The organism is Moorena sp. SIO3B2 (genome assembly GCF_010692525.1).
In the GTDB taxonomy this organism is placed as follows: Bacteria; Cyanobacteriota; Cyanobacteriia; order Cyanobacteriales; family Coleofasciculaceae; genus Moorena; species Moorena producens.
Genome location: NZ_JAAHHE010000457.1, coordinates 1 through 4,251, shown reverse-complemented (window position 1 = coordinate 4,251; position 4,251 = coordinate 1). Strand labels below are relative to the sequence as shown.

7 protein-coding genes are annotated in these 4,251 nt (G+C 40.3%); 4 read left to right on the top strand and 3 right to left on the bottom strand.

Features of this window, described 5'->3' with window-relative positions; translation table 11 throughout:
• The coding region (locus tag F6K38_RS36090; RefSeq protein WP_287359848.1) for an FAD-dependent oxidoreductase at positions 1-353 on the bottom strand (353 nt) is incomplete at its 3' end.
• 228 nt (positions 354-581) lie between these two features.
• On the opposite strand from F6K38_RS36090, the gene F6K38_RS36085 reads away from it, so the two are divergent.
• On the top strand, positions 582-761 hold the full coding sequence (locus F6K38_RS36085) for a hypothetical protein (protein WP_131827262.1): 180 nt from the start codon (positions 582-584) through the stop codon (positions 759-761).
• Here the strand turns inward: F6K38_RS36085 and F6K38_RS36080 are convergent.
• Both F6K38_RS36080 and F6K38_RS36075 read right to left on the bottom strand, forming a co-directional pair.
• Positions 758-1,492, bottom strand: a complete 735-nt coding sequence (locus F6K38_RS36080) for a TVP38/TMEM64 family protein (protein ID WP_008186908.1) — start codon at positions 1,490-1,492, stop codon at positions 758-760. The two genes, F6K38_RS36085 and F6K38_RS36080, sit on opposite strands and share 4 nt — an antisense overlap.
• Before the next feature lie 880 nt (positions 1,493-2,372).
• Positions 2,373-2,504, bottom strand: a complete 132-nt coding sequence (locus F6K38_RS36075) for a hypothetical protein (RefSeq protein ID WP_008186906.1) — start codon at positions 2,502-2,504, stop codon at positions 2,373-2,375.
• Between the two features lie 367 nt (positions 2,505-2,871).
• Between F6K38_RS36075 and F6K38_RS36070 the strand changes: the two genes are divergently transcribed.
• The 3 genes from F6K38_RS36070 to F6K38_RS36060 form a co-directional block, all read left to right on the top strand.
• A complete protein-coding gene (locus F6K38_RS36070) occupies positions 2,872-3,528 on the top strand; it encodes a hypothetical protein (protein ID WP_287247920.1) in 657 nt (218 codons plus the stop codon).
• 172 nt (positions 3,529-3,700) lie between these two features.
• Complete coding sequence (locus tag F6K38_RS36065) at positions 3,701-4,117, top strand: element excision factor XisH family protein (protein ID WP_071107197.1); 417 nt, start codon at positions 3,701-3,703, stop codon at positions 4,115-4,117.
• A partial coding sequence (locus F6K38_RS36060) for an element excision factor XisI family protein (RefSeq protein ID WP_287359850.1) occupies positions 4,105-4,251 on the top strand: 147 nt, incomplete at its 3' end. The genes F6K38_RS36065 and F6K38_RS36060, both read left to right, overlap by 13 nt.

Sequence of the window (4,251 nt, the reverse complement as noted above, 5' to 3'; positions counted from 1 at the left end):
GGGAAGTCTACTTCAATATTATCTGGAACTTTAACCCCAAAGGCTCCGGCATTGCGCATCTCAGCCACTACCCGAGATGACCGAATCAAACACTTGGAGGGGACACAACCTACATTTAAACAATCCCCACCCATCAAATGTCGTTCAATCAACGCCACCTTCAAACCAACACCGATACCTGCTGCACCTGCTGCTGTAACTAATCCAGCTGTACCAGCACCAATAACTACTAAGTCATAACAATCAACAGGTTTCGGATTAACCCAATCCCCTGGATGAACGTAGTTAACCAACCTCTGGTTATACTGATCCATGGGTGGGACAGTAACTCTTTGGTATTGAGAACTTGACATTTATAATAACTCCTTTGATAGTTCAAAATTAAATTAATTTTTTAGGGATTAGGGAGCAGGGAGCAGGGAGTCGGGAATCGGGAGTCGGGAATCGGGAGTCGGGAGTCGGAAATCGGGAATCGGGAATCGGGAATCGGGAACAAAAATTATTACAATTCCTAAACGGATCCCTATAACCTATAACCTTTAACTTTAACCTGCTAACCTTAAACTTCCTAACCTTAAACCTTGGCCAAAAGGCCACGCTACGCGAACAACCTTCAACCTTGGCCAAAAGGCCACGCTACGCGAACAACCTTCAACTTCCTAACCTATAACCTTCAACCTTGGCCAAAAGGCCACGCTACGCGAACAACCTTCAACCTCCTAACCTTAAACCTGCTAACCTTCAACTTGTTAACCTTCTAAACTGTTTCCTTAGAAACTCTTTTGTCTAAAGCCTTCTTAGCCAGATTAGTAATAAAAAGTGTTATTGCCACAGTGGCGATAAAACCAATAATCCGAATTGCCCACTGGACAGTGGGATTGGTGGGTGCGTCACCACTACCAAGAGTGGCCAGGTCTCCAGCCAGAGAACCGATGTAAACGTACATTAATGTTCCTGGAATCATGCCAAAGGAGCCTAAGACGTAGTCTTTCAGCGAAACCCCAGTTAGACCATAGGCATAGTTTAAGAGATTGAAGGGAAATACCGGAGATAGTCGAGTCAAGAACACAATTTTCAATCCTTCCTGACCTACTGCTTCATCAATGGCACTAAATTTATCATTTCCAGCAATTTTTTGAGCAATCCAGTCCCTAGCTAGATAACGTCCAACCAGAAAAGCAGCCGTGGCTCCGATAGTGGCTCCGATGAACACATAGATTGAGCCTAAGAAAACACCAAATACTACCCCAGCCCCTAGGGTTAGGATAGACCCAGGCAAAAATGCTACGGCAGCAATGATATAGATTGCGATAAATGCGATCGCTCCGATGGGTCCGAGACTATCAATCCACTGCAAAGCATTGCGCAATATTTCTTGGGGATTGAATCCTCCACTACTAGCGGATTCCTGTGCGAAACTCGGCTCAGCATGTACCACCAGTACCATCACCATTGCCAGTAATGTTAATGAAACTAACTTTAAACCCTTCATGACGTTTCGGGGACGAGATTGACTGCTTCTTCTTGTACTTATCATGAGTTGGGAGCGTTGCACTTGAACTTGAGACATAGTAATCAAATTATCTACAGATATGGTTATCTTAAATAGCTTGTTGGGTAATGAAATTAACAAAAGTTTATAAGTTTACAGGTAAGCTATCAGCTATCAGCTATCAGCTATCAGCTTATGCGCACGCTAAGCGCACAGCTTTTGAATAAAACAAGTAAGCATTGGTTTAATCTCTGTTACCTCAGTTTACGGCTGTTCGTTTAGGGTGACCTAAAAGCTGACGGCTAACGGCTGACGGCTGACGGCTGAAGGCAGTTAAGCATTTAGCCTTCAGCCTAGGGCGATCAGCTTTCTAGAGAGTGGCCAACAAACAATTGCAGTATCAATTGCTTGTTGATGATCATCATACAATAGTTTTTGGGAGCTAAAGCTAGTGAAACTAATTTAAATTTAATAAGAATACTTTTGCTTAATTTTAAGGCTAAATTTAGGTGATACTCAGCAAAAAATCAGGTTTATTTATATAGCTAATATTAACTATTAAAATCAGACGACAGATTAATTTTGTAACAAGGTAACAGCAGCTCTGATCACAGATTTTTTTTAGTTATAGCAAACAATTAACTAGTTCATCTAAATTAGAGCTGGATTTAAAGTTACATAGGGGGCGTTATACGTTAAAATTAATCAAGGATATTAGGTAACTATTGATTAACACTGCATCGACAGCTGGACTGACTTGCACAGAAGAAGCAGATAGAGGATCTTGGACTGGTTATGCTCGAAGTCTTGATTAGGAGCCAGAAGTCAGCAAAAAGCCGTTGAGGTAAAGGACTGACGCCAAACTAGAGACGAAACTCTATCAGTAGTAGGGTGGGTTAATCACACACTCTACAGGTAGATCTACTGGGTAAGTCTTGGGAAACTTGATACTCTCTTGTGACACATGAAACTTAAGTACAATAGAGCTATCCTCAAAGTCTTCTGGGTTCATAGTTTATTAATTAGTTATATATAAATAACTAAAAGTGATTGAGCGATCGCGTTTTAAGGTAGAGCGCAGCGCAGGCAAACAGGCAATCCTATTACATACTCATAAGAGTCAGGACTTCCCCAGCAACCCTACCTGTAGCGGTTTTTATTAATGCATCCTACTATTTATAGGATTTGTTGACCAGTTTTGCCTAAGTCCTGTACTTGTGACTACCTTTCTTTAGCAGGATTGGGACAGAAGGATACTAAGGGGTTGAGCAAAATAACTATTTGTTATTTTTATTGATTTTTTGCTCGATTGCCAAAACTAAAAAAAGACTGGTATACTTTCCGTAAAAGCTTGATAAAAAAACATTCAGCTCACAACCATGAATATTAAATCTGCTCAAGAAGACCATATTAATTGGATCAAAGATCGGCTAAAACAAACCCAGCAAGAACTTGCTGAAGCGGAAGCAAACCTTCTTAAATTAAATAATTTAGTCGAGCAAAAGCGGGCAAATGTTGCCTATTTTAAGGATAAGCTTGAAGCAGAACTATCCAGCAATGATATTGATATGGTAGCGGACATAGCGATAGCCTTGCAGGAAAAAAATGAGGTCAATAGCAATCATTTGTCTGAACAAGATACCACTGTAAATTCAAATAGCAATGTCGGCAAAGTCAATTTTTTTGATGATGAATTAGAGGAGAAATCATTTGAAGAAAACCAAATAAAAAACCAAGAGGATGAGGAGGGTGATAAGCGCAATCCCAGAGATATGTTATATCCAGAATTTAGAGGTAAAACCTTCTGGGAAGCGGTAGAGATTATCTTAGATAACTTTGCTGCTCCGGTTAACCGAGAACAGATTGTCAGCAGACTATTTGATGCCAAATCTGATGATGAGCAACTCCGTGCTAAAAACTCCTTGTCTACGGAATTGCGTCGAGGTGCAAAAGAAGGGAGGTGGAAAAAAGTGGGACGCGGTCTTTTTGCTTCTAATTCTTTCCAGGAGGAAGTAACTGATGAAATTAATAACTAAAAGTAATAACTAAGAGTTTTAGGTTTAGATCTCTGTTGTATGGAAAATACTCTCATATCAGGAGTGATCGAAGTCGAAACTGTACTTGACCCAATTAACCCATCAAAAAAGCGGATTCCCTTTTTGCTAACCTATATAATAGACGTTTGTTAACACCTGTACCTTTTTCCCCATGTCTGCTAAGGATCAATTCCATGATCTAGTTAAGGATGCTCTAATCAATGACGGTTGGAGCATTACCCACGATCCTTATCGCATTGATCTGGGTTTTACCGATCTCTACATTGATTTGGGGGCAGAACGCCTGATTGCTGCTGAACGGAATAATGAAAAAATAGCTATTGAAGTTAAAAGCTTTCTATCAACTTCAAGGATTTCAGAATTCCATGGTGCAATTGGGCAGTTTATTAACTATCGTCTTGCCTTAGAAGATGAGGAGCCTGATCGAACACTTCATCTTGCGGTTCCTAACACTATTTACAGTGTTTTTTTTACTTATCCGTTTATACAAAAGTCGATCAAGGTTAATCAGGTTCCTATTTTAGTTTATGACGTTTCCCAACCAAGGATTACTCAATGGATAAACTAGATGTGTATCGACAGCATATTCAGGACTTGCTTAAAAAACGCGCCAGTATTAAGTCGGCGAATCTGGCCATCCAAACCCAGCTCATTTTTGATACAGAACGGGATCATTACCAGATCGTTAATACCGGTTGGAAA

Bases quoted from the DNA above. Each gene is read 5' to 3' on its own strand.
- F6K38_RS36080 (WP_008186908.1), bottom strand. From the start codon at position 1,492: ATGAAGGGTTTAAAGTTAGTTTCATTAACATTACTGGCAATGGTGATG.
- F6K38_RS36075 (WP_008186906.1), bottom strand. From the start codon at position 2,504: ATGAACCCAGAAGACTTTGAGGATAGCTCTATTGTACTTAAGTTTCAT.
- F6K38_RS36070 (WP_287247920.1), top strand. From the start codon at position 2,872: ATGAATATTAAATCTGCTCAAGAAGACCATATTAATTGGATCAAAGAT.
- F6K38_RS36065 (WP_071107197.1), top strand. From the start codon at position 3,701: ATGTCTGCTAAGGATCAATTCCATGATCTAGTTAAGGATGCTCTAATC.